Origin of the sequence: Paenibacillus sp. EPM92, from assembly GCF_016586185.1 — a bacterium.
In the GTDB taxonomy this organism is placed as follows: domain Bacteria; phylum Bacillota; class Bacilli; order Paenibacillales; family NBRC-103111; genus Paenibacillus_G; species Paenibacillus_G validus.
Genome location: NZ_BCPS01000096.1, coordinates 1 through 20,329, shown reverse-complemented (window position 1 = coordinate 20,329; position 20,329 = coordinate 1). Strand labels below are relative to the sequence as shown.

Below are 20,329 nucleotides of genomic sequence, written 5' to 3'. Positions count from 1 at the left end.
GACAAGATGAAGAAAAAAGCGGTGCTTCTTACCGTGTTGGCCGTGCTGCTCATCGGCGGCGGTGCTGGCGGTTATTACTATTACCGGGAATCGAGCAAATACATAAGCACGGAAGATGCGAAGGTACAGGGCGATCTGCGGGCGATCGGTTCACTGTCTGCGGGCAAATTGCTGGAGTGGCGTTATCAGGAGGGCGAGGCGTTCGCTAAGGGCGACGTGCTCGGGATCGTGGAAACGTCCCCGTCGCGCGGAAATTCACCGGCCACTACAACGGAAATCGTCGCTTCCGAGCAAGGGACGCTCATTCAATCGAACGCCGTCCAGAACCAAACGGTGGCCCCTGGCGCAACGCTGGCGATGAGTGCGGATTTGAACCGCTTGTACATCACGGCCAATCTGCAGGAAACCGAGATTACGGAAGTGCAGGTCGGCAATCGGGTAACCTTTACGATCGATGCGTTCAAGGATGTAACCTTCACCGGGCGCGTAGAGAAAATCGGGCTGGGGACGAACTCCTCCTTCTCGCTGCTGCCGTCCTCGAATACATCAGGCAATTATACGAAAGTCATTCAACGCATTCCGGTTAAAATCAGCATCGACGATTATCAAGGCAAGCGGCTTATTCCCGGTTTGAACGCGACGGTGAAAATCGAGAAATAGCAACAGACACGTGAGCGGTAAGGGGGAAGCAGACGATGAGCGCTCAGAATGAACAGGAGAATAAAGGGGATAAGGCGCCCCAAGCCGCCGCCAAATTACCTGGATTCGCGATGGTGGCGCTAATTCTCGGGGTGTTTATGGCCATCCTCGATACAAGTATCGTCAACGTCGCCATTCCGAAGATGATGTCCGTCTTCGGCGTGAACCAGTCGCAAATCGAGTGGGTGGTTACCGCCTATGCGTTGGTGAGCGGGGCTTTGGTACCGGCAACCGGGTTTTTGGGCGATCGTTTCGGCTATAAGAAAATGTACGTGATTTCGCTCGCTATTTTTACCATCGGTTCGGGGCTTTGCGGCATCGCCTGGAGCAACAACGCGATGATCGTATTCCGGATCGTGCAAGCCGTTGGCGGCGGCGCGATGATGCCGATCAGCATGGCGATGATTTTACGTATGATTCCGGTGGAGCGCCGCGGTATCGCGATGGGCATGTTCGGGATCGCGATTATGTTCGCTCCGGCTACCGGTCCGACGTTGTCCGGTTACATCGTCGAATATTTGGATTGGCGGCTCATTTTTACGATCAATGTGCCGATTGGCATTTTGGACTTATTTTTATCGGCAGCTTTCTTAAGGGAGTTCAAATCGGAAGTGAAACGGCGTTTCGACCTTGCCGGCTTTCTGACCTCCAGCCTCGGACTCGCTTCGCTGCTCTACGGGGTCGGGCTCGTGTCAGAGAAAGGCTGGACGGATCACGAGGTGCTCGCCTTCGTCTTGACAGGCCTTGTCTCCTTGATCGCATTCATCACGATTGAACTCCATGTGAAGGACCCGCTGCTTGACTTGAGCTTGATGAAAAACTGGACGTTCACGCTCACCGTGTCGATCTCGAGCCTCGTCACCGTCATCATGATGGGCGTGTTATTTTTGCTGCCGATTTTCCTGCAAAGCGTCTCCGGCCTATCTGCCGTCCAAACCGGCTTGCTGCTGCTGCCGCAGGCGCTCATGTCGGGGTTCATGATGCCGATAGCGGGAGCGTTATACGATAAAATCGGGGCCAAAGCGATTGCGGTTATCGGCATGCTGATCACGGCTTATGCGTTGTATTTGACCTCGCAGCTCAGCATGGAAACGTCGCACGGCACGATCGTCTTCTGGATGTGCCTGCGGGCCGCCGGAATGGGCTTGATGATGATGCCGATGCAAACGGCGGGGATGAGCACGGTGCCGATGGACAAAGTCGGGCAAGGAACCGCGCTGTCCAATACGATCCGTCAGGTCAGCGGTGCGTTCGGCATCGCCTGGTTGTCGATGCTGTTCACGGACCGCCGGAATTTCCACAGCGCGAGCTATGCGGAGCAGCTTAATATGTTCTCTACTTCGGTGACGGATCAAATCAACCGGCTGCAGAACTCGTTCGTGGCGCTCGGGCAATCGGCGTCGCAGGCCAGGGCCAGCGCGCTCAGCTACGTGGCCGGGCAGGTGCAAATCGAAGCGACGATCACGGCGCTGGACGACGTGTTTATTTTAACGGCGGCTCTATCGCTGGTGGCGCTGGCGCTGTCGCTGTTGATCAAGGAAAAGAAGCGCAAAGGCGAACCCGGCATGCCGATGATGGGCGAATAACGGGAAGGCCGACAGGAACGGAACAGGCGAAGCAAAGGAGCGAATCTGGAGATGGCACAATCAACGAATCATAAACAAGCCGCGTCGCGAGCTATGCTGGCGGTACTCATGGTCTTGCTGACCGGAGCTGCCGCAGCGGGCTGCTCGAACGCTTCCGCCGGATCGGACGGAGCGAAGATCGTCACGGTAGCGCGGGCGGCGACGGCTGAGATCGACGGCAAGCTGGAGCAGGAGGCCGACATCGTCGCATCCTCGCAGCTCAACATCATCTCCAAGCTAGGCGGGGACGTCGTCGAGGTATTGAAGAAGAAAGGCGATAACGTCAACCGCGGAGACGTGTTGTTCAGACTCGATGCCTCCGATATGGAGCGCAATCTGGAGAAGACGAGGCTATCCGGCGAAAATTTACAAGCGCAGCTCGATAAGAACGCAGCCGAGTTATCGACGAACAAGCAGGTGCTGCGCAATACGGTCGAGAAGCTGAGCCTGCAAATTGCCGATATCGAGAAGTCGTACAACAGTGTGAGGAACGATTACGACGCGGGAACGGCGACGAAGGCGCAGGTCGACAAAATCGAGACGCAATGGAAGGCGGCCCGACTTGACCTCGATACGGCGCAGAAGCAGCTTGCGGGGCTCGAATCGACCGACCCGCTTGCGCCGCTGCGGATTCAACTCCAGAGCGCTGAGCTGTCGATGAAAGATATCGAGGATACGTTAGCCGATGTGGAAGTGAAGGCGCCGATCGGCGGCATATTGACCGAATTGACGCCCGAGCCGGGAATGACGGTGCCGCAAGGGTTTGCCGCCGGTGTGGTGCAGCAGCTGGACCCGATCAAGATCCATGCCGACGTGACCGATCAAGCGGTCAAGCAATTAGCCGGCCGGAAGGAAGTGACGTTCACGCTTCAAGGCTCGGCCGACAGCTTCACCGGCACCGTAACCTACTTGGCCGATGTCATGAGTCCGTCTAGCAAGACGTACGTGCTGGAGCTGAGCGCTCCGAATCCCGACCGCAAGCTGAAGCCGGGGATGCGCGTGAAGCTGCAGCTTGGCGACGACGGGAACCGGCAAGCGCTCACGGTCCCGTCCGCAGGCATAGTGAAGGAAGGCGTCGACAACTACGTGTTCGTGTTGGTCGGCGATCATGTCGAGAAGCGGAGCGTTACGCTCGGGCGCAGTTCGGATAACGGCCGCGAGGTGTTGAGCGGCTTGAAGGAAGGCGAGCAGGTGGTCGTATCCGGTCAGCAGGGTCTGAAGGATCAAGATAAAGCGGTTATACGCAATTGAGAAAGAGATTGAAGTATTGGATTGAAAACATCAATAAAATGAACTGAAATTTGATAAAAACCGAGCGAAGGGAGCGCCGGTCGGAAGAAGAAGACTTCAAGATCAGAGCAGAGGGAGAAGCCGGTGAAGCATTACGGAACGAACATGGTCATCGGCGTTGCGAACGAGACGGGGGCCACGGTCAGCCTGGTGAAAATCGCAACGGACGCGCAGCGTGGGGGCGCGGATGGGGTCGTGCTGTGCAGGCGGAAGCGATCGTCCGCCTGCAGCAGGAGACGGGCTTGGCGCCTGAAGGCGTCGGCATCGGCATCGGCGTACCGGGCTTCGTTGACCATGTGACGGGGACGAGCGTCTTTGCCGCCAACCTCGGCTGGCGCGGCTTTCCGCTGGCGGCGCGTTTGAGCCGGGTGCTCGGCGGGCTGCCGGTATTCGTCAACAACGACGTGCGCATGTACGTAGATGGGAGAAGCGACTGGCGGCGTCCCCGCCTTGCAGCAAGCTTTTGACAACTTTTAGACAGATTCGGCAAACGGTTGTCCCGCTTTCGCTTTCATGTTAACCTTGGGAAGGCGAGATGTTTGGAATGAGTCGGATTTGGGAGCGTGAACGACCCTTGACGTACGATACGATATTTTGGGTAGTGATAGGAGCCGGCTTCGTGTTGACGGGGCTTGTCGGCATTTTATTGATGTGGAAAACAGGCCTTCTCCTGCTGTCCTTCCTGGCAGGCTCGGCCGTCAATATAGCGATTACCGCTTCAGCCGTCTGGTGGTGGGCGTCGGTATTCCCGGGAACGGAGCAGCACTTCGCCCGCATGTTCGGCATTTTCGGCTTAGGGGTATCCTTTGTCAACAACGAAGTGCTCTTGTTTTTTGCACAGCTGGCGATGAAGAAGAAAATAGGCGGCGATCCGCCCCGGGAGGAATATGTCGATTTCGACGATGAGGATTAAGAACAGGCCCGTCTCCGGCCCTTGTAATGATACCTTGTAACGAAACTGTAATCTGTTTATAACAGGTCGTTAATGTAACCCGGCTATACTAAGGAAGACCCCCTTTTTAAAATATATATTCCTTTGACGCCCGCCATCCTCGGATTGCGGGTTTTTTGTTTGCTGTGCATAAGGGGCGGCCGGCAGTGGGACACTGTTGAGGACGAAGGCTCTCATAAGGGAGGTATGGCCGTTGCACGACGTGAAGAATGCCGAATGCAAACGCGTGCTGGAGCGAAGCGATCGGCTTTGCGCCGATGTGGAGGTATCCGTAGAAGGCGAAAAGTCAACCTATGTGGCGCTTTTCTCAGACTCGAAGGATAACGATTTTGATATGGTGATGCTGTTGAAGAAGGACGCTGACAGCGATATCGATTGGTATGATAACGATCTGCATGCGGCTTACGTAGATGTGACCGAATCGCTGTTTCAGGATAAGCACGGCGAAACGCACTGGGGCGCCCGGGAAACGTTCAAGGAGCAGGTGCTCAGCTTCGGCACCGTACGGGCAGATGTACGCCGCATGCTGGAAGAAGCGAAGAAGCTCAAAGTCGAAGCGTGAACGAACAGGAAGGAGCACCGGTCTTGGCGACGGGTGCTCCTTTTTTTGCCGGGCTTTATATGGCGTTTATTTGCGCTTCGGTTTGTTCGGCGACTTGGTCCCGGGCTTGCCTTGTTGGTGGTTCGTCCGGGCCAAGTAAGCTCGTTCCTGACCGTCCCAGCGGACATTGGCGATGAGAAATCCGATAATCCCGAATACGATCAGGCGAACGGTCAGCCAAGACGTAAGCATCGTATGCTGTGTCATCCATTCTATCGCCGTGAACAGCACGGTCAGGGAAACGCCCCACAACAAGACGCCTCGAAACATCACATATTTGGCCTTGCCCATTTGTCTTGTTTTACTCCATTTGACTGCGGCGCTTTCATTCATATCGCGTCGTCCCCCTGCTTCGTTCGTATGGTAACAATCATTGACAACTTATGGTACAATCGGCTATAAGCGACTCGGCCGCCATCCTTTTTTCCGGAATGCGGCGCGGTCACGATAGACGAAAGGAAGGCATGCCTCTTGAGCAAAGTTCTGATTTTTTCCTTACTATGGTGGTTAACAGGAAATCCGTTCGTAGCGCTCCTTGTGCTCCTGATCGTTCTATACGTCTTGGAGCGGCGCTTTATCGGGCTGACGCCCAGCTTGTTCAAGCCGCTGCAGCGAATCCGCCGGCTCAGCCGATTGCGCGACGAGCTGCGCATGAGTCCCCATCACACGTCGACGAAGCTGGAAATCGCCCGTATTTATATGGAGCAGAAGAAGTACGACGCTGCCTTCGAGCTGCTGGAAGATGTACGGCGCATCATGGACGATTCGGCGGATGTGCTCAGCGAATCGGGCATCTGCCAATTAAAGCGCGGCCACCGGGAAGACGGCGAAGCTTTAATCCGGCGGGCGCTGGACATCAATCCACGCGTGAAGTACGGCGAGCCGTATTTGCGGCTTGGCGAGGCTTACGCCGCAACCGATCCCGAGAAAGCAGTCGGGTACCTGGAAAAATTCCGCGAAGTGAATTCCTCTTCTTGCGAAGCCTACTACAGGCTCGGGCTGCTGTATAAGGAGCTCGGGCGCGAAGAAGAAGCCCGCCGTGCGTTCCGGGAGACGGTGGAACTGTACCGGGGGCTTCCCAAATACAAACGTCGCTTCGAGCGGCGCTGGGCGCTGCTCGCCAGGTTCAAATCGTAATGGCGCCCGCAGCGGCCCGAGGCGCGGCGACTCTTGCCGGCGAGTAAGGCGTGAGATCGACTTCGGTCGGACGGTCTTGCACGAGCTGGGCGATCAGCTTGCCGGTGACCGGAGCGAGCAGAATGCCGTTCCGGTAATGGCCGGTCGCGAGCAGCAGACCCGGGGCGCCGTCCCAGGCGCCGAGGAACGGCAGCTCATCTTCCGTGCCCGGACGCAGTCCGGCCCAGGTGCTCACGAATTCGGCTTCGGCTATCCGCGGCAGCAGCGCCGCCGCTTTGTCGTACAGATCGGCAATGACGCGGGTTGTGGCACGTTTATCGAAGCCGACCTGTTCTTGCGTGGCGCCGATGATGTAGCTGCCGTCGTTCTTCGGCACGATATAACAGCCTTTGGTAAAGACGGTCGAGCGGATAAGCGGCGCTTCGGTGCGCACGGACAGGCATTGGCCTTTGACCGGGAACATCGGCAGCGTTAAGCCGAGCGGTTCGGTCAACGACGAGCTCCAGGCGCCGGCGGCCAGGACGACGAAGTCGGCCGTCAGCCCGCCTTCCGGCGTATGGACGCCGTTCACGCGTCCGCTGCCGGAGTCGGTCAGCAGACGGGTGACCGGGGTCCACTCGCGGATGCGGCAGCCTTGGCGTACGAGCGCGGCGCGCAGCGTCCGGGCCAGCCAGACCGGATGGACTTGATGGTCGGCATGCAGAAGCAACCCGCCGCGGACGGCAGGCGTCAGCTCGGATTCGAGCTGCAGCATCTCCTCCGGGCTCATCCATCGTGCATCGGACATCCACGTCAGCCGGCTGCGCAGTTCCGTTTCATCCTCTTCGGTTAATGCGGCTCTGACGATGCCTTCCGGTATATATTGCGGGGTGATGCCCGTCAACGCTTCCAGTTCTTCGGCCCAGGGGCGGTACAGCTGCTGGCTGGCGCGGCACAGCTCGTAGAATGGTCCCGGCTGATGGATTTCCACCTGCGCGCCCAGCATGCCGGCCGCGGCGGTAGAAGCTTCCTGGCTCCAGCCTCCTTTATCAAGCAGCGTGCAGGCGAAGCCCGCTTTGCCCAGCTCGTAGGCGATGGCGGCTCCGATGACGCCGCATCCGACGATAATCGCCGAAGGGGCGTCCGGGCTAACAGGGGTACAATTTGAGACGGTGGTCATAGGAATCCTCTCCTTGGCAATTGCAATGGCTTCGTCCGATCGATCGCTTGCCGGAACAGCTCGATTTGCGCGCCGGGCTTCTCATGCAGGAACACGCCCGACAAAACCGCAACTCCGGCTGCGCCCGTCGCCAGCACCTCTTCGGCGCGCTCCGGCCGGATGCCGCCGATGGCGATCACAGGGATCGGCGACGCTTGTACGGCGCGCGTCAGCGCTTCAAGGCCGCGTCCCGCCAATCCCGGCTTCGAGCCGCTCTCGTAGACATGGCCGTAGAGGACGAAGTCCGCCCCTCCCCGGGCGGCTTCGACCGCCTCTTCCGGTGTGTGGACCGAGCGGCCGATCCGCATGCCCTGCGGCGCAAGCGCTCTCGCTTCGTCCGGCGACAAGCTGCCTCCGCCGAGCTGGACGCCGTCGGCTTGCACAGCCAGTGCCGCGTCCAAGCGGTCGTTCAGCAGGACGGCCGTATGCGGCAGCAGCGGCTTGAGGGTCCGGTACCAGCGAATGAGCTCGCGCGCGGAGCGGTGTTTCTCACGGATGTGCAGCACGTCGATCATCGCAACCGGACAGTCCCGCAGGATCGCGGCAACGTCTTCCAGCTCTTGGCGGCCGGTGGTGACCAAATGAAGTTCGTGCGTGCAGGGGTACGTCGGCATAGGGCAATCGAACCTTTCCGAATTTTCATCGTAGTTTCATCATAACGCTGGGGCTTTACGGCGTCAAAGCGTTTGTTCCACTTGTCAAAAAATGATCACGAAAACTTTGCTTTTCGGCTCGGATGACAGCCTTGACGAGGGAAGGCCCGGAGGTCTAAACTAATAGGAAGGATTGGGCGGAGAGGATTGAAGAGTCATGAAGGTACATAAAGCGTTAACGATAGCCGGTTCGGACAGCGGCGGCGGCGCAGGGATTCAAGCGGACTTGAAGACGTTCCAAATGCTCGACGTGTTCGGCATGTCTGCGGTCACGGCGATCACCGCGCAAAACACGCTCGGGGTTCACGGCATATACGATGTTCCGCTAGAAGGGATCGAGAAGCAGATCGACGCCGTCTTATCCGATATCGGAGCGGATGCGGCCAAGACCGGCATGCTGTCGCAGCCGGAAGTGATCGAGGTGGTCGCTTCGTGCATCCGCAAAGCCGGTTTAACGAAGCTGGTAGTCGACCCGGTCATGGTGGCCAAAGGCGGAGCCAGCCTGCTCGCTTCGAACGCGCAGAACGCGCTGCGGGACAAGCTGCTGCCGCTCGCGGCCGTCGTCACCCCGAACATTCCGGAAGCCGAAGTGCTGACCGGATTGACGATCGGTTCACTGGACGATATGAAGGAAGCGGCGCGGCAGCTGGTCCGGCAGCACGGGGCCGGCGCGGCGATCGTGAAGGGCGGGCACCGAAGCGGCGAGCCGACCGATGTGCTGTTCGACGGCGAGACGTTTCATCTGCTCGTTGCGCAGCGGTATGAGACGCGTCATACGCATGGAACGGGCTGTACGTTCTCGGCGGCGATCTGTGCGGAACTGGCGAAGGGACGCAGCTTGCTGGAAGCGGCGCATACGGCCAAACGGTTCATTACGCTGGCCATTCGCGATGAGTTGGGGATCGGCGGTGGACACGGGCCGACCAATCATTGGGCCTATTCCCGCGAGAACGCCTCCGGCCGGGCCTAGCACAGAAGGAGACCGATATGAGCTACGAATACTTGATGCAGGCAGTATTGTTAATCGTTCTTTTGATCGTCTCGTTCCCGGCCATCTTGTTATGGTCGAAATGGAAAAAGAAAAAGCGGGGATAAGCCATGTACTATGTCAATCAAGAACAAATCGACCTTCGGTTGTCGTTCATCCCGACGTTAATTCAAGCTTGCCGCGAACTGCAGGAGGCTCATTCGACTGCAGGCCCGGCTTCTGCAACGCTCTTGTTTCATTTGGCGCAGGAGCGTACGCTTCACTTGGCGATCGAAACGGTGACGGATATCGGCAGCTTGCTGATCGATGCTTTTATGATGCGCGATGCGAGCAGTTATGAAGACATCGTGGACATTTTGGAAGGAGAAGGCGTTGTTGAAGCTCCAACGGCCGGGACATTGAAGGCGCTCGTACAACTTCGCCGGCTGCTGGCTCAAGACTATGCGGACATCGTGCGGGATGGCTTACATCCGCTAGTCGAAGCGTTGCCTGAGGCGCTGGAAACGTTCGCAGAAGCCGTACCGGCTTTCATTCGCAAAGAAGTGCTGTAATCCGCAGGAGAAGGTAAGCGATTATCCGTGGTGAATAAGTGCGAAGCCGACGCGTCGGCTTCGCTTCTTTGTGTAAAGCGGGAACGCTTTCCTCCATTAGGATTTTATATACATAGTAGTATATTAATTTACTTATCGTGTAATTTCGTATACAATGAGGGTATTCATTGGCGTGTGGAATTTTATTTGTCGAATTGTCGAATAATGGCGACCTGCGTACGAAGGATGGTGAGACCGGATGAACCAAGAACCTGATGTTTCCACTAGAAAAGTCATCATCACCTTATTGAAAACCAAGGGTTCTATGAGTGTCGGCGATTTGTCGAAACGGCTCGGAATAACGGAGATGGCGGTCCGTCGTCATCTGAACACGTTGGAGCGGGACAGCTTGATCGAATCGAGGCTGGTTCGGCAAGCGATGGGCAGACCGACCCATTTATATTCGTTATCGGCAGCGGCCGACGAATTATTTCCTAAGAAATATCAGTTTCTCACCCTGGATTTGTTGGAGGAGCTGGAAGCCGTTTCCGGTCAGGAGCAGGTGAACTTGCTATTCGAGCGCCGCAAGGATCGGCTGATCGGTCGTTACGAGGAGCGGATGGCGGGCAAGCCTTTGACCGAGCGGGTGCTGGAGCTGGCGGATATTCAGAATGCGAACGGGTATATGGTTGAGTTGGAGGAGCAAGAGGACGGTACTTATTTGCTCCAGGAATACAACTGTCCGATTGCCCAGGTAGCTAACCATTACAATCATGCTTGCAGCTGCGAATTGGCGATGTTTCGCAATTTGCTGGGCGGAGAAGCGCACGTGGAACGAACCGAGTGCTTGGCCAAGAGCGGCAACAAGTGCACGTATATCATTAAACCGAACTAATCATCATGAAACCCAAACCGCCCTATCCTGTTCGCGCAGGATGGGACGGTTTTTTTGCCATATACATCAAATCATTCGCGGCTTGGGAAAAAAAGAAGGCAGCCGCGTGACCGCCGCTGCAAATGGACCGCGGCATTCATCGGCGTTGGGGGAAAATACGAAGGGAAGCGAGGTCGACACCCGACCCCGCTTCCCTTCATCGATTGCTACTGGCCCTGCTTGGACAGGCGAATCAAATCGTACACGTTCATCGGCTTATCCGTCGACTCGTCGTACAAATCGCCCTGCTTCACATGGTCGATATACAATACCCCGTCCAAATGATCGATTTCGTGCTGCATACACACCGCGAGATGTCCTTCGGCTTCGAGGATAGCCTCCTCGCCGCTGCGGGTCAACGTCTTTACTTTGATGGAAGCGGCCCGTGTGACAAACCCATATACGTTCGGGATGGATAAGCAGCCCTCGGCGCCTTCCTGGCTGCCTTTGCGTTCGATGATCTCGGGATTGATCAGCTCGATCAATCCGGTTCCGCAGTCCAGCACGGCTGCGCGCTTCGGTATACCTATTTGCGGGGCTGCCAAGCCTGCGCGGCCGGGTACGGCGTATAAGGTTTCACGCAGATCGTCGAGCAGCTTAATAGCGTTGGAATTGACTTGGACGATCGGCTTGCATTTCTCCCGCAAGACCGGGTCTCCGATATTGCGGATCATTTTCTCTGCCATGACTTCACCTTGTTTCCATTGTTGGTAAGCCCAGTATACACGATATTTGTGTCTTGGGAAAAGAGCGTAAGCACCGGATGCAGTTACCGAGCTTTATTCACTTCCCGGGTGTTCGATCCGCCCGTGCGTTGCGTCGTCGCAGCCGATTTGGTGACAGCGGGATCGATGCCGAATTTCGTACGCCATGCATTGTAAGTGGAACCGGTAACGGTGGCGAATGACGGATCTTGAGCCGGCAGCCCCAGCTGCGTACGGAGCGCGGCGACGGCTGCGGTAAGATCTTCTTCCTTCGGCACAATATACGGACTGTCCCAACGCCCGTCTAAATGAATAAATTCAAGCTGCTCCGGCTTCAGCTTCTGGAACGATAAGATGAACTTTCGCAGCGTGTCCACGGGGATATCGGTCTTGACGTTGCGGCCGGCAATCTCAAGAATACCGCCCCATTGGGTGATGCCGCCTAGCGAAGTCATCTGGGAGAGCAGCTTGTCGAGCACGAGCTGCTGTCTTTCGTTGCGGGCCGTATCAGACGATTCATCGGTGCCGCGATTCGATTTGCGGTAACGAAGGAAGTCCAGCGTTTCTTTGCCGCTCAGCGTTTGCAAGCCCTTCTTCAGGTTAATGTCGGTTCCGTCTTCCGTATCTACGTATCGCATATCCATATCGACGTTAACTTCAATGCCGTTCAATTCGTCAACGACTTCGCGAAACCCGTCAAAATCGATGACCGCCATGTAATCGATTGGAACGTTGAACATGTTGCTGTACAGCTGTTTGGTCTTCGACAGTGCGGTGTCTTTGTCCTGATTGTTATAGTACGCGTAATAATAATTGGCTTTATGACTCGGCAAGCCATACGCCTTCGGGTTCATCTGCAGATCGCGCGGTATGGACACGATAGTGGCGGCACGTCGCTCAGGGTTTAGACTGACTAACATCAGCACGTCGGTGTTCATCGACCCGCCGCTGCCGTCGCGGCTGTCCACGCCCGCAAGCAGGAAGCTCATGGGCTTCATGAGTTGAGCGTCGACTATCGGGGCGGAGGCTTGCGCTGTTGAATTTCCGCTCGGCAGAGACATGTTCTCAAGGGCTGTGTCGGCTTTATATAGGAGGTAACCGGCGTATGTCAAAGCTCCGGCTCCGATGATAGCCAAGGAGATTAGCGTATTGCGGACCGTTTTGCGTTTAGTTGTTTTTTTATTTTTTGGCGGGGCAGCATTCCATTTCCTCCCGGACAAGTTGTCGAATACAGTCAAAGATTAGACGCGCGTGCGGCTGAAAAAGTTTTAAAAAAGTATAATTTTCTACATTTGTTACCCGTTCTCATTCACATTCACACAAGTTGACAAGTGGTAAATGTAGGGGGATAATGGAAATATGCCTATCTTACTAAACTAAAGTATATTGAGTTTGGTAAGAATGAATAGTGTGCAGCCTGCGACTGCGGGTAGATCCCATGAAAGAGGAGTAGATGGATGATGTCTTATGAAGTAGCGATTATCGGAGCAGGACCGGCAGGAGCAAGCGCAGCGTTATTTACCGCGAAAGCTGGGAAGAAGACGGTACTGGTGGATAACGATCAGAGCATCACCAAACGCGCTTGGATCGAGAATCATTATGGTGTAGCGGAAATTGCGGGACCGGATTTGGTGGACACCGGCAAAAAGCAAGCTGCCAAGTTCGGCGCAGAGCTCGTCCAAGCCAAAGCCGTACGGCTCGAGCAAGCCGGCGACGGTTTCCGTGTCGAGACGGAAAGCGGCAGCTTCGAGGCCAAACACGTTATTCTGGCAACCGGCCTGTCCGTTGAATTAGCGGAGAGCGTGGGCGTCCGGACGAAGCCGGGTACCGAGCCGCGCATCAAGACGGTCATCGATACACAGGCCGACGGTCGAACAAGCGTGGCGGGCATCTGGGCGGCAGGCACGGTTGCGGGCGTCAGCGTGCATACGATCGTAACGGCCGGGGACGGCGCAAAAGTAGCGATCAATGTCATCAGCGAGCTGAACGGCGAACGTTATGTCGACCATGACGTGCTTAAAGCTTAAGCAATAAACGATTGGAGAAAGCGGCCGAAAGGCCGTTTTTTTTTTGCCCCAAAGTCCTTTTTTATTATACCTGATCATGGGTAGATCGAACAAACTTTCCATGCATGAGGAGCACCCGGACCTGGACTTTTTTCGCGGAAAGAGTGTCAAAACGAAAGTCGCCTACTTATACTGTAGTATCTCATAGGCATTCGTCTAGGAGCGGAAACGAACGGCGGAGGTGGGGCCCATGTGGTGGCAATGGGGGTTAGCGTTTTGTATGGTCGCGTTCTTGGCGGTTTCGGTAACGTTCATTCGCTTCTTGCTCTATACCCATGCGCTGCTGCGGCTGGGGGAATCGTCGATCGATCGTCTGCAGAAGCAAGCGCTGCATACGGTGCAAGAGTCGGAAAGGGTCATCGAAGCTTCTGTGACGCTCATTGACGATCTCCAGCATAAGCTGGATACGGTCGATGCCTGGTTTCAGGCGGCGAACGAAACCGGTGAAGCCGTGCGGCGGGTAACACGGTCCATTGGAGTCATTTCACAAACGGTGGAGGACACGGTATTGGAAGCTAAGCGGGCGGTACATAGCCGGCAAGACACCGTAAACGAACTGATCGAGTGGACGATGGCAGGTCTCGCTATCGCGTCGCGTTTCCAGGCTTCCAGACAATCCAAATCGAAGGAGTGACTTCTCATGGCAAGCGAAAACAAAGGCAAAAATTTCTTGGTAGGCGCGGTTGTCGGCAGTGTGTTAGGCGCGGTTACGGCATTATTGTTTGCACCGAAATCGGGGCGGGAGCTGCGTACCGACTTGGCGGAAGGGTATCAGCAAGTAAGTGAAAAATCACAGCAGGTGGCCGGAGAAGTAGGGGAGAGAACGAAACAGCTGGCGATTACCGTATCTGACAAAACGAGCGCTACGGCGAAAACGATCGGACGCCAAACGTCTGAATGGGCCGGCCGGGCGAAAAATCTCGCGGTTGTGGCCGGTAACGAAGTCAAATCGTGGAGGAAGGACAGCGACGCCAGCGAAGCGGTTCATGCTCCGGTCGCGGCTACGACAACGGAGCTGGAAGCCGAAGCCGATAGTCTGGAAGAAGCTGTATCGGACAAAATGACGGTGTAACCGCTATTGGAACGCGACAAAGGACTCGTGCTTTAGGCACGAGTCCTTCTCATGGTTCTTCTGGAAGATTAGTAGGCCCATATTGTACAGAGTACAATAACTAATAGAATAAATAGAATGAAGAAAAGCAAGATTGTACCCATTCTTGCCATCAGATCACCTATAGCGGACGATCCCGCCTATTCCTTTCATCAGAAGGTGGTCATAAAACCTAATGAAGTGACTAAGGGACGAGAGACGAATCCCCATCACCTCCCCCAAGATGTATACCTTACGCAGTCGCCATCCGCTGTCCGCAGCGTACGTCCGGAATACGGACTGGTAAAACTAATGTATGAATAGCTCGCTGCATCGGATTGGACAGTGTAAAGAATGTGTACTTGTAACGGGGACATGAAGATCTACCATTTAGAAGGATCGATCTTGCTAGGATCGAGACCTTGCCAAATGTTCTTGATGTTGACATTCTCCGCCTCGCCGTCAAATACAAGCCAGGCTGTAGGCAAGTACCGTTCGCCATACTCGCTTGACGGCTTGTTCACGATTTTATTATCAACAACGAGTACAGTGGAAGAGCCGCCGTCCAAGTTAGCCGCCGTGACTGCATCATGATCCAAAAATATGTTCTGAATGTCGTATAACGTGGCACCTATGCTGTGGGCAGGCTGTCTACCGTCAATGATGGCGAACATGATGGTGCCGTCCGCTTTCTGGGCCATCGCCGTTCGCGGGGCGATCCCCCAGCCGTCGGCTTGATTCTTGATCAAGCCGACGCCGTTCACGATAAACTTCGGAGCGAAGGTGACCGCTTCCTGAACCCCCATCTTGATGAGCTCGTTCGGCGAATATTTGCCCGCCACCATACGTCCATCCTTATCGATGCCGACGATGTGGTTCGGCGTGTTCATATTGCCGTCGTTGTAGTAAATTTTCCCCCCGGACATGACAAGACCTGTCGGTTGAAAGCCGTTGCCCTTCCACTCGGGATCAACAAAACCGCCGGCATTCACACCGGCTTTAGCTCCGAGGCGTTTCACCATACTGGAAACTTTCTCCCCTTTGCCGGACGTTCCGGGGACTGCGATTCGCAGCGCTTTCGGATCGCTGACGATCAGCAGCTTGCCTTTAAAGTTCGTGCCTTGAATATCTTCAACTTCTATGATCGGTTTCTCGGGAGTTAGTACGTCATCTGACGCTTTGGGTCCGACGTTGACCAAGCCTTCATCCTTGACGCCGGAATAAATATCAAACTGCGCCCAATAACGGTTTACCCGTCTATCCAGCTCCTCGCTGCCGATCAAATATTTCGCCCAGTGGCGATGCTGGGTCGTAATTAACGTATCAGCCATCATAAACCGAAGATTCGAGCCGGACTTCGTCAAGAAAAACCAGCAGCTGAACAGCATGCCAAACAATAGCAGCACAAACACCGTGTAAAAAAACAACGTTAGCGGAAAAGAAGATGCGCGCTTTCGGGATTTTTTCAGGGCGGGGGCAGGCGCGGCCTGTGCACGGGGACTGCTCGGTATACGCGCGGACATGGCTCCAATCCTTTCCTTCCAATCTTGGACCGTTCTGTAGCTTGTAAACGATTTCCTTTACATTACGACGAAAAAAAAGAGAAAAAGTTGCAATAAATTGCTACTTTTTTCTCAGTTTATATATAATTGTTTATTTTCTTTAATCATATATTCAAATTCGCTTGCCGGCATCGGCTTGCTGAAGACATAGCCTTGAATTTCATCGCAGCCCTGCGAGATGAGGAACTCCAGCTGATCCTGCGTCTCGACGCCTTCGGCGAGCGACTTGATCTTGAGCCGATGACTCATGGCGATCAAGGCGGTAACGATAGCGGCATTGTCTTCGTCCGAAGTGACGTCCCGGATAAAGGATTGGTCGATCTTCAACGTATGGACGCGGAATCGCTTCAAGTAGCTTAGCGATGAATAGCCGGTACCGAAATCGTCAATGGAAATACGGACGCCGAGCAATTTGAGCTTCTGCATCGTGTCAAGAATATAAGGGACGTTGTTCATCGCGATATTCTCGGTAATCTCAAGGCAGAGCAGGTCAGGAGAGAGGCCCGATTCGTCCAAGGCATCCATGACGATTTGGACGAAGTTCAGCTGATGAAACTGAATCGCGGAGATATTCACAGAGACGACCAGCGGCGCATAGCCTTGACGCTGCCATTCTTTGTTCTGCATGCATGCTTGTTTGAGCACCCAATTGCCGATCGGCACGATCAAACCGGTTTCCTCGGCCAGCGGAATGAACTCGCCGGGTGAAATCATGCCCCATTCCGGATGAATCCAACGAACGAGCGACTCCATCCCGAACACCGTACCGTTCTTAAGATTAACGATAGGCTGATAGAACACGCGAAATTCTCCGCGCTCCAGCGCTTTGCGCAGATTGATTTCCATATTCAACCTGTGCAGCGAACGCTTGTTCATATCGGGATGGTAATAGTTGTATGAATTCCCACCTTTCTCTTTGGAGCGATACATGGCGATGTCCGCATTTTTGAGCAGGGTTTCCACTTCCGTGCCATCGTGCGGATACAAGCTGATCCCGATGCTGGCCGTTACGAATAATTCTTGATCCTCAATAACGAACGGTTCTTTCAACAAATCGGGAATGCCTTTGGCAAACTGGGCGGCTTCGTCGATATGAACGACATTGGTTAGCAGTATGATGAATTCATCTCCACCGAAACGGGCGACGACATCTTTATCTTTAACATAAACCTGAAGCTTGTGCGCCAAGCTTTGGAGGAGCTGGTCTCCTACATGATGACCGAGCGTATCGTTAATGACTTTAAACCGGTCAAGATCGAAAAAGATGACGGCCATCATACTGCCTGTTCGTTCCGCTTCCGCAAAGCAAGCTTTCAGTTTTTCGTCAAACATAAGGCGGTTAGGCAAATTGGTTAAGGCGTCGTGGTAAGCCATATGCAGGATTTTCTCTTCCGCACGTTTGCGCTCGTTCACGGAGCGAATCGTTGCATAAGAGCGAAGCAGCTGGTAATCGTTCGTTTCACTGACAATTTTCGTGAACAGCTCTTCGTAGAGTTGTTGATTTTGCCCAGCTTTCGAGCTCTCTGCCGTTTGGATAAGTCTCATAGCATTCTCAACATGCTCTTTATGGATCCTGGCCGCGGATGCAGTCTTGGCGTTCTTGCTTTGGTCTGAGCTGAAATAAACCTGTCCGCGCTTGTAATCATAGGCGTGGACGTGGTTCATATTTACGATATTGGCGCTGTCCAGCTGCCGAAATCCGTCCTCGAATAGCCATTCTTCTAAGTTGTCAAAAGAGAAATCAAGGTAATATTGTTCGTCTTTGGTGTGGATGATGATCTCACGGTCGCGCACACGGTCAATTTTGATGACATCGCCGGCATCGACCACGAAAACCTCGGACCCTCTCTTACCGTCGCGAGTAACGGGAATCTTCTGCATACAAGTTCAGCTCCGTAGGGGAAGGATGAGGCTGACAAGTCTTATACTTGTCAGCCCTGAAAGGACAGCCATTACTTTTTAAGTAGTTCTGTAGGAGTAGCTGGGCGATGAGACCAGAAAGAATTTGTGCCCATCAGAGTAGCTGCAATAAATACAAGCACTCCGTTTGCCAAAAATGCGATCATTTTTTTCATCGACGTAACCTCCCTTCTATAGAGTCAACTGCTCTTTTTGCCAGATTTGAAGTCAGAAACGCTTGTATAAAAAAAGCAGTTGATAACATAGGGAGGTGGAAATAAAAGTTAGTACTAATGATCATGGCTGAAATTAATTTAAGTAAAGGATAGTACTTCGGGCTAATCGTGCTAACGTCCCGAATGCCGGAAGGGGCGTAGTTGACGACAAGCAAGATGGCTGCCGCATCCAGCAGCATGCCCAGGTAGACATAATCATATTGGGAATGGGATGATATTAAAAACACCATCGCCGAAAATAAGCAGCATACTAAAGAGGATTGAAAATGAATCCCTCCGCTGGCGATCCGAAGCAAGGTGTAACCGCAAATGACGATAAGGGATTCGGTGACTTTCCCGGTGAAGGCCGAGACAAGCAACACGATTAGAACCGATAAAGAAGAGTTGATTATGAGACTAAGAGAATAGGTCAACAACGTCTGGGATGCTGCGCTTGGATAGTTTGATCGAATTTTGCCGGCTAGAGAGTGGGCAGAACGATCAATAAAATTCATCTGTTCTTCATCCTCTCATACTTTTCATTAATTAATTTTTTGTTATGCTTGTATGAAATGTAAAGGGCTACAAAAAATGAAATAGCCAGGCCAATCAGTACATAAGAGTGAATATTCAGTTTGTTGTAGGACAAAGAAGTGACTTGCAGAAGACACATGGCCATCACTAAAATGGCAGAGATCGCAAAATTATATCTTTTTATGCCTTCGCGCATCGTCATCTTGTTGAGCAAAAACATAAACCCGAACTTTCGATAGCGGATATAAATGGTAATCATGATTGTAATGATGGATGTAATCATGTAAATCAAGCTCGAGTGCACAACATTGGTGGCAATCAATTCAGGATTCGTTAATCCAAGCAAATCGCCTGCGATTATAACGGCGTACTCCATAAGTGCACCCGCCATGAAGCCGATAACGGAAATAAATAACGAATAATAAACGGGAAGGTTAAACAGAACGGTAATGAGAATCATTTCGGAAATTAACATACTTGGAATCGCATAATTGCTTAATAACAGAACATCTCTCAGGTAAAAAGAAATGGATGTCATAACAAGAGAAATAATGATGAATTTATAATAGTTGTATTTCAGAGGAAAGCGGAATAAAGACATGGTGAGAATCGTTGCTACGCCTAGCTCTACAAAAGAAAGAAAAACTTTACTGCCGAGTAAACCAACATTGGACAACCCTCATCTATAAATAAAATATAAACCATTAGTAACAAATTGAAATAGATATTAAGTCACAAGTTTCCGAGCTGAAATCGACAATTATTTTGTATGTATCGAAAGTTAGCCGTTTACTATTATTTAAGTTTAATATAGTAAGTCCTTGTGCACAAGCGGAAATATGTCGAATTATGCGGTTTTTGACAATTCCCATATATTGATCCGTTAAGCATTCATGGTTGTGACCATTACGCTGATGAAGTTCAATGCGATATGAGTGACCATGCAGGGAAAAAGATTGCCGGATTTTTTGTACACATAGCATTGAATGAGCCCGACCCCGAGATAGGCAATAAACCTGTCCACACTAAAGTGAGCCAGCGAGAACAAACACGAAGACAAGATCGCAGCCATCCAAAAGTTGTTTGTTTTCCTGGATAAATATCCGAATACAAGGTGTCTGTAGATGATTTCTTCAATGACAGGCCCGATGAATACGACATTAATCGACATTATCGGATAGTTTTTCAGAAGGTGATCCGTTATGCTGCTGCCCGTATGTCTAAACAGGATGGCGCTTAGGGCGTGCGCGTAAATGCCCCATTGTACCGCTTTTAGGATGAGACGATATTGTCCGTTATTGCGCAGGATTTGATTAAAATCCAGGCCGGCCAACTCTTTCCTATACAAAAACAGCGTAACGACCAGCATGAATAAGGGGAAAAAGGTAACGGTAAATTTATTCAGCATGAATAGAGCAGGTCCGGGACCGGTTGTGAGAAAAAACAAAACAAGGAGCAGCGCTTCCCGATATTTCACGGCTTTGTCGTCCAATAAACGTAAAGTAGAAATGTTAATGACCTTCCTTTTCAATAAGGATCCATTATCCGATAACACCGACTAGCCTAATCATAACAAACTAGGATCAACTAGACTAATTTAATAATTAGAGGAACAGAGGGTCTGTGTCAATGAGTGCAAGCATAAAAAACCG

25 protein-coding genes are annotated in these 20,329 nt (G+C 53.1%); 14 read left to right on the top strand and 11 right to left on the bottom strand.

Annotated features, from left to right (window positions below; all coding sequences use genetic code 11):
- Positions 1-6: 6 nt before the first annotated feature.
- The 7 genes from JMF85_RS23620 (at position 7) to JMF85_RS23590 (ending at position 5,128) form a co-directional block, all read left to right on the top strand.
- Positions 7-660, top strand: a complete 654-nt coding sequence (locus JMF85_RS23620) for an efflux RND transporter periplasmic adaptor subunit (protein ID WP_127606217.1) — start codon at positions 7-9, stop codon at positions 658-660.
- 35 nt (positions 661-695) lie between these two features.
- Positions 696-2,285 (top strand): DHA2 family efflux MFS transporter permease subunit, encoded by a 1,590-nt coding sequence (locus tag JMF85_RS23615; RefSeq protein ID WP_127606216.1) that lies wholly within the window; start codon positions 696-698, stop codon positions 2,283-2,285.
- A 51-nt stretch (positions 2,286-2,336) separates the two neighbouring features.
- The gene (locus JMF85_RS23610; RefSeq protein WP_054797699.1) at positions 2,337-3,575 is read left to right on the top strand and encodes an efflux RND transporter periplasmic adaptor subunit; all 1,239 of its coding nucleotides are present in this window, start codon (positions 2,337-2,339) and stop codon (positions 3,573-3,575) included.
- Between the two features lie 123 nt (positions 3,576-3,698).
- Positions 3,699-3,914 carry a hypothetical protein gene (locus tag JMF85_RS23605; RefSeq protein WP_201319015.1) on the top strand — a complete coding sequence of 72 codons (216 nt, stop codon included), beginning with the start codon at positions 3,699-3,701 and terminating at the stop codon, positions 3,912-3,914.
- The gene (locus tag JMF85_RS23600) at positions 3,857-4,081 is read left to right on the top strand and encodes an ROK family protein (RefSeq protein WP_201319014.1); all 225 of its coding nucleotides are present in this window, start codon (positions 3,857-3,859) and stop codon (positions 4,079-4,081) included. Before JMF85_RS23605 ends, JMF85_RS23600 begins: the two co-directional genes overlap by 58 nt.
- Before the next feature lie 77 nt (positions 4,082-4,158).
- Entirely contained in the window at positions 4,159-4,527 is a 369-nt protein-coding gene (locus tag JMF85_RS23595; protein ID WP_230876126.1) for a hypothetical protein, read from the top strand.
- Between the two features lie 241 nt (positions 4,528-4,768).
- A complete protein-coding gene (locus JMF85_RS23590) occupies positions 4,769-5,128 on the top strand; it encodes a hypothetical protein (RefSeq protein ID WP_236595977.1) in 360 nt (119 codons plus the stop codon).
- A 66-nt stretch (positions 5,129-5,194) separates the two neighbouring features.
- Here the strand turns inward: JMF85_RS23590 and JMF85_RS23585 are convergent, their stop codons facing one another.
- The gene (locus tag JMF85_RS23585; protein ID WP_236595967.1) at positions 5,195-5,500 is read right to left on the bottom strand and encodes a hypothetical protein; all 306 of its coding nucleotides are present in this window, start codon (positions 5,498-5,500) and stop codon (positions 5,195-5,197) included.
- Positions 5,501-5,638: 138 nt separating this feature from the next.
- Between JMF85_RS23585 and JMF85_RS23580 the strand changes: the two genes are divergently transcribed.
- On the top strand, positions 5,639-6,304 hold the full coding sequence (locus tag JMF85_RS23580) for a tetratricopeptide repeat protein (RefSeq protein WP_127606212.1): 666 nt from the start codon (positions 5,639-5,641) through the stop codon (positions 6,302-6,304).
- Here the strand turns inward: JMF85_RS23580 and thiO are convergent.
- The gene (gene thiO, locus JMF85_RS23575; RefSeq protein WP_201319013.1) at positions 6,294-7,463 is read right to left on the bottom strand and encodes a glycine oxidase ThiO; all 1,170 of its coding nucleotides are present in this window, start codon (positions 7,461-7,463) and stop codon (positions 6,294-6,296) included. The genes JMF85_RS23580 and thiO overlap by 11 nt on opposite strands.
- Positions 7,460-8,116: a thiamine phosphate synthase gene (locus JMF85_RS23570; RefSeq protein ID WP_054797702.1), complete on the bottom strand. Its 657-nt coding sequence runs from the start codon at positions 8,114-8,116 to the stop codon at positions 7,460-7,462. Before JMF85_RS23570 ends, thiO begins: the two co-directional genes overlap by 4 nt.
- A gap of 196 nt (positions 8,117-8,312) precedes the next feature.
- Between JMF85_RS23570 and thiD the strand changes: the two genes are divergently transcribed.
- The 3 genes from thiD to JMF85_RS23555 all read left to right on the top strand — a co-directional run bounded on the left by thiD (position 8,313) and on the right by JMF85_RS23555 (position 10,568).
- Positions 8,313-9,125: a bifunctional hydroxymethylpyrimidine kinase/phosphomethylpyrimidine kinase gene (gene thiD, locus JMF85_RS23565; protein WP_127606206.1), complete on the top strand. Its 813-nt coding sequence runs from the start codon at positions 8,313-8,315 to the stop codon at positions 9,123-9,125.
- Positions 9,126-9,253: 128 nt separating this feature from the next.
- The gene (locus tag JMF85_RS23560; RefSeq protein WP_054797703.1) at positions 9,254-9,694 is read left to right on the top strand and encodes a DUF86 domain-containing protein; all 441 of its coding nucleotides are present in this window, start codon (positions 9,254-9,256) and stop codon (positions 9,692-9,694) included.
- 238 nt (positions 9,695-9,932) lie between these two features.
- Positions 9,933-10,568 (top strand): helix-turn-helix transcriptional regulator, encoded by a 636-nt coding sequence (locus tag JMF85_RS23555; protein ID WP_201319012.1) that lies wholly within the window; start codon positions 9,933-9,935, stop codon positions 10,566-10,568.
- 206 nt (positions 10,569-10,774) lie between these two features.
- Here JMF85_RS23555 and def read toward each other — a convergent pair whose 3' ends face one another.
- On the bottom strand, positions 10,775-11,293 hold the full coding sequence (def, locus tag JMF85_RS23550; RefSeq protein WP_054797705.1) for a peptide deformylase: 519 nt from the start codon (positions 11,291-11,293) through the stop codon (positions 10,775-10,777).
- A gap of 83 nt (positions 11,294-11,376) precedes the next feature.
- Complete coding sequence (locus JMF85_RS23545) at positions 11,377-12,309, bottom strand: LCP family protein (RefSeq protein ID WP_236595966.1); 933 nt, start codon at positions 12,307-12,309, stop codon at positions 11,377-11,379.
- Between the two features lie 462 nt (positions 12,310-12,771).
- Between JMF85_RS23545 and JMF85_RS23540 the strand changes: the two genes are divergently transcribed.
- The 3 genes from JMF85_RS23540 (at position 12,772) to JMF85_RS23530 (ending at position 14,449) form a co-directional block, all read left to right on the top strand.
- Positions 12,772-13,338, top strand: coding sequence for an FAD-dependent oxidoreductase (locus JMF85_RS23540; RefSeq protein WP_127606327.1), 567 nt, complete (start codon positions 12,772-12,774; stop codon positions 13,336-13,338).
- Positions 13,339-13,567: 229 nt separating this feature from the next.
- Positions 13,568-14,011: a DUF948 domain-containing protein gene (locus tag JMF85_RS23535; protein WP_054800206.1), complete on the top strand. Its 444-nt coding sequence runs from the start codon at positions 13,568-13,570 to the stop codon at positions 14,009-14,011.
- A 6-nt stretch (positions 14,012-14,017) separates the two neighbouring features.
- Entirely contained in the window at positions 14,018-14,449 is a 432-nt protein-coding gene (locus JMF85_RS23530; RefSeq protein WP_127606202.1) for a YtxH domain-containing protein, read from the top strand.
- Positions 14,450-14,850: 401 nt separating this feature from the next.
- Here the strand turns inward: JMF85_RS23530 and JMF85_RS23525 are convergent, their stop codons facing one another.
- From JMF85_RS23525 to JMF85_RS23500, 6 genes are all read right to left on the bottom strand, one after another.
- Positions 14,851-15,990, bottom strand: a complete 1,140-nt coding sequence (locus tag JMF85_RS23525) for a phosphodiester glycosidase family protein (RefSeq protein ID WP_155614760.1) — start codon at positions 15,988-15,990, stop codon at positions 14,851-14,853.
- 111 nt (positions 15,991-16,101) lie between these two features.
- Positions 16,102-17,910, bottom strand: a complete 1,809-nt coding sequence (locus JMF85_RS23520; protein WP_054800207.1) for an EAL domain-containing protein — start codon at positions 17,908-17,910, stop codon at positions 16,102-16,104.
- A 71-nt stretch (positions 17,911-17,981) separates the two neighbouring features.
- Entirely contained in the window at positions 17,982-18,104 is a 123-nt protein-coding gene (locus JMF85_RS23515) for a cyclic lactone autoinducer peptide (protein ID WP_127606198.1), read from the bottom strand.
- Positions 18,101-18,658: an accessory gene regulator B family protein gene (locus JMF85_RS23510; RefSeq protein WP_127606196.1), complete on the bottom strand. Its 558-nt coding sequence runs from the start codon at positions 18,656-18,658 to the stop codon at positions 18,101-18,103. Before JMF85_RS23510 ends, JMF85_RS23515 begins: the two co-directional genes overlap by 4 nt.
- Positions 18,655-19,353, bottom strand: a complete 699-nt coding sequence (locus tag JMF85_RS23505; protein ID WP_201319011.1) for a hypothetical protein — start codon at positions 19,351-19,353, stop codon at positions 18,655-18,657. Before JMF85_RS23505 ends, JMF85_RS23510 begins: the two co-directional genes overlap by 4 nt.
- Before the next feature lie 207 nt (positions 19,354-19,560).
- Positions 19,561-20,154: a CPBP family intramembrane glutamic endopeptidase gene (locus JMF85_RS23500; protein WP_127606192.1), complete on the bottom strand. Its 594-nt coding sequence runs from the start codon at positions 20,152-20,154 to the stop codon at positions 19,561-19,563.
- Positions 20,155-20,329 lie beyond the last annotated feature (175 nt).

Excerpts from the sequence above, each read along its gene's own strand:
- JMF85_RS23595 (WP_230876126.1), top strand. The coding sequence starts at position 4,159 with ATGAGTCGGATTTGGGAGCGTGAACGACCCTTGACGTACGATACGATA.
- JMF85_RS23530 (WP_127606202.1), top strand. The coding sequence starts at position 14,018 with ATGGCAAGCGAAAACAAAGGCAAAAATTTCTTGGTAGGCGCGGTTGTC.
- JMF85_RS23570 (WP_054797702.1), bottom strand. The coding sequence starts at position 8,116 with ATGCCGACGTACCCCTGCACGCACGAACTTCATTTGGTCACCACCGGC.
- JMF85_RS23615 (WP_127606216.1), top strand. The coding sequence starts at position 696 with ATGAGCGCTCAGAATGAACAGGAGAATAAAGGGGATAAGGCGCCCCAA.
- JMF85_RS23535 (WP_054800206.1), top strand. The coding sequence starts at position 13,568 with ATGTGGTGGCAATGGGGGTTAGCGTTTTGTATGGTCGCGTTCTTGGCG.
- JMF85_RS23540 (WP_127606327.1), top strand. The coding sequence starts at position 12,772 with ATGTCTTATGAAGTAGCGATTATCGGAGCAGGACCGGCAGGAGCAAGC.
- JMF85_RS23520 (WP_054800207.1), bottom strand. The coding sequence starts at position 17,910 with ATGCAGAAGATTCCCGTTACTCGCGACGGTAAGAGAGGGTCCGAGGTT.
- JMF85_RS23610 (WP_054797699.1), top strand. The coding sequence starts at position 2,337 with ATGGCACAATCAACGAATCATAAACAAGCCGCGTCGCGAGCTATGCTG.
- thiO (WP_201319013.1), bottom strand. The coding sequence starts at position 7,463 with ATGACCACCGTCTCAAATTGTACCCCTGTTAGCCCGGACGCCCCTTCG.
- JMF85_RS23560 (WP_054797703.1), top strand. The coding sequence starts at position 9,254 with ATGTACTATGTCAATCAAGAACAAATCGACCTTCGGTTGTCGTTCATC.
- JMF85_RS23585 (WP_236595967.1), bottom strand. The coding sequence starts at position 5,500 with ATGAATGAAAGCGCCGCAGTCAAATGGAGTAAAACAAGACAAATGGGC.
- thiD (WP_127606206.1), top strand. The coding sequence starts at position 8,313 with ATGAAGGTACATAAAGCGTTAACGATAGCCGGTTCGGACAGCGGCGGC.
- JMF85_RS23525 (WP_155614760.1), bottom strand. The coding sequence starts at position 15,990 with ATGTCCGCGCGTATACCGAGCAGTCCCCGTGCACAGGCCGCGCCTGCC.
- JMF85_RS23515 (WP_127606198.1), bottom strand. The coding sequence starts at position 18,104 with ATGAAAAAAATGATCGCATTTTTGGCAAACGGAGTGCTTGTATTTATT.
- JMF85_RS23510 (WP_127606196.1), bottom strand. The coding sequence starts at position 18,658 with ATGAATTTTATTGATCGTTCTGCCCACTCTCTAGCCGGCAAAATTCGA.
- JMF85_RS23620 (WP_127606217.1), top strand. The coding sequence starts at position 7 with ATGAAGAAAAAAGCGGTGCTTCTTACCGTGTTGGCCGTGCTGCTCATC.
- def (WP_054797705.1), bottom strand. The coding sequence starts at position 11,293 with ATGGCAGAGAAAATGATCCGCAATATCGGAGACCCGGTCTTGCGGGAG.
- JMF85_RS23545 (WP_236595966.1), bottom strand. The coding sequence starts at position 12,309 with ATGAAGCCCATGAGCTTCCTGCTTGCGGGCGTGGACAGCCGCGACGGC.
- JMF85_RS23555 (WP_201319012.1), top strand. The coding sequence starts at position 9,933 with ATGAACCAAGAACCTGATGTTTCCACTAGAAAAGTCATCATCACCTTA.